The sequence below is a fragment of the Psychrobacter sp. 1U2 genome, assembly GCF_051847575.1.
In genome coordinates this window covers 1-710 of record NZ_JBPYDC010001090.1, presented here as the reverse complement: position 1 = coordinate 710, position 710 = coordinate 1, and the positions used below count along the sequence as shown (strand labels likewise).

1 protein-coding gene is annotated in these 710 nt (G+C 31.5%); it reads right to left on the bottom strand.

Annotated features, from left to right (window positions below; all coding sequences use genetic code 11):
- Positions 1-496 precede the first annotated feature (496 nt).
- Positions 497-710, bottom strand: a 214-nt coding sequence (locus ACS8FD_RS20550; protein ID WP_439277229.1) for a tRNA pseudouridine(55) synthase TruB, incomplete at its 5' end; no start/stop codon positions are given.

The window sequence follows — 710 nt, the reverse complement described above, 5'->3', positions numbered from 1 at the left end:
AACCTTTGTCTTTCAACTGGTTATTTACGTCTTCATATTCTGCTTGCTCAAAATTATTGTGTAATAAAAAAGCGACGGTTTTCATATTATTCCTTATTTAACGATTGGGAATTTATGTGAATAAATTAACTAATAACTCTATTTATCATAATTTTTTATTATTATTAAGTATTTTCTATTATTCATCCTCAGTGATCTATTAGTCGTCCGTGCCCTGCTAAAGCTATTACCTGTTATATTTCTTATATGAAGCCCTTCCCATAAGATTTTTTTATTATCAAATTAAGTTTTTGTTTTTATAGATTAATTTTACCATTGAGCTTTGTTATTTTATTTATCCTTCCCTGTCACTTTCCTTAGCTGACTTAACTAATGTACAAAAAAAACAGGTTTCACCATAGGCGAAACCTGCAATAAAATGTGACGATATGTGATTAATGTAAACTGTTAGTAAGCTGCTCAGGAATTGTCTATAAGATAGTTTAGAAAAATAACCTTAACGTTGAATCAACTTCTTTGGTTGCAACCGTCCATTGAGACTAACGGCACCTAAACCCAAAAACTGACCTTGCTCATTTATTAAACGAATATCTATTGGTGTCTCGTACGTTAACAGTTGTGCGCTAGCAGTGTCTTTAGAGGTAGCAAAGTTACTTTTGTCGGTATGGATAGACGACTGGTTATCTATCCTATCTAAAATATAGCTCTTA